Annotated in this window: 1 pseudogene; it reads right to left on the bottom strand. The window is 71.1% G+C overall.

Annotated features, from left to right (window positions below):
• Window positions 1-1,135: pseudogene (locus ABTZ89_RS38810) on the bottom strand (DNA primase); the annotation flags it as partial.
• Window positions 1,136-1,205: the final 70 nt, after the last annotated feature.

Genomic DNA, 1,205 nt, shown 5'->3' with positions numbered 1-1,205 from the left:
GGCCTTCCTCGGTCCGCGACCCCAGCTTCTCCACCGCCAGCTCGGTGAGCAGGCCCCGCGTGACCTGGTTCTCGCACTGCTGCGACACCGCGTCCACCAGCGCAGCCCCGCTCAAACCGGAGGCCGAACCGCCCGCGGCCAGCACCGCTCGGTGCAGCTCGGCGTAGACGGGCTCGGTGAACGCTTCGTCCGGCAGCGCGTCGTACATCGGTCCGGCCAGCGCGGGCTCCTGCAGCGCCGCCTTCAGCAGCTCGCGCTCCGCCCAGCGCGGATCGTGCAGCTGCGGCCGCTTGGGCAGGTCGACGTCCATGCCCAGCGACTGCTGCGCCTTGTCGCGCTGCGGTCGGCGCTTGGTGCGCGACGGGGTGCCCGAGCTCTGCCGGACCCGCCGGACCACCTGGTTCTCGTCGTTCCAGCCCGCCCACCAGGCGAGCCTGGCTGCGTAACCGTCCCGGCTCGCCGGGTCCTTGATCTGCGCGACCAGCGGCACGGTCCGCTTCAGCGCAGCGACGCGGCCGTCGACAGAATCCAGGTCGTAGTCGGTCAGCAGGCTGCGGATCGCGAACTCGAACAGCGGGCGGCGCCGGGCCACCAGATCGCGCACCGCCGCGTCGCCCTTGGCCTCGCGCAGCTCGCACGGGTCCATGCCGTCCGGGGTGATCGCCACGTAGGTCTGCCCGGCGAACTGCTGCTCGCCCTCGAACGCCTTCATCGCCGCCTTCTGCCCGGCCTCATCACCGTCGAAGGTGAAGATGACCTCGCCGCGGAACGCGTCGTCGTCCATCATCAGCCGGCGCAGCACCGAGATGTGGTCGTCACCGAAAGCCGTGCCGCAGGAGGCCACCGCCGTCGGCACCCCGGCCAGGTGCATCGCCATCACGTCGGTGTAGCCCTCGACCACCACCGCCTGGCGGCGCTTGGCGATCTCCCGCTTGGCCAGGTCGATGCCGAACAGGACCTGGGACTTGTTGAAGATCGGGGTCGCCGAGGTGTTGACGTACTTCGCCTGGATCGGGTCGTCGTCGAAGAGGCGGCGCGCGCCGAACCCGACCACGTCACCGCCGAGGTCCTTCAGCGGCCACAGCAACCGCCGGTGGAACCGGTCGATCGGGCCGCGGCGGCCTTCCTTGGACAGACTGCACGTGCCCGATCACCCCGGCCTTGGACGCCGCGTAGTTGCCCTGCCCGACGTTGCCCGCGATGCC

This window comes from Saccharopolyspora sp. NPDC002686 (genome assembly GCF_040295745.1).
GTDB classification, from domain to species: domain Bacteria; phylum Actinomycetota; class Actinomycetes; order Mycobacteriales; family Pseudonocardiaceae; genus Saccharopolyspora; species Saccharopolyspora oryzae.
This window is presented reverse-complemented; position numbering and strand designations above follow the sequence as displayed.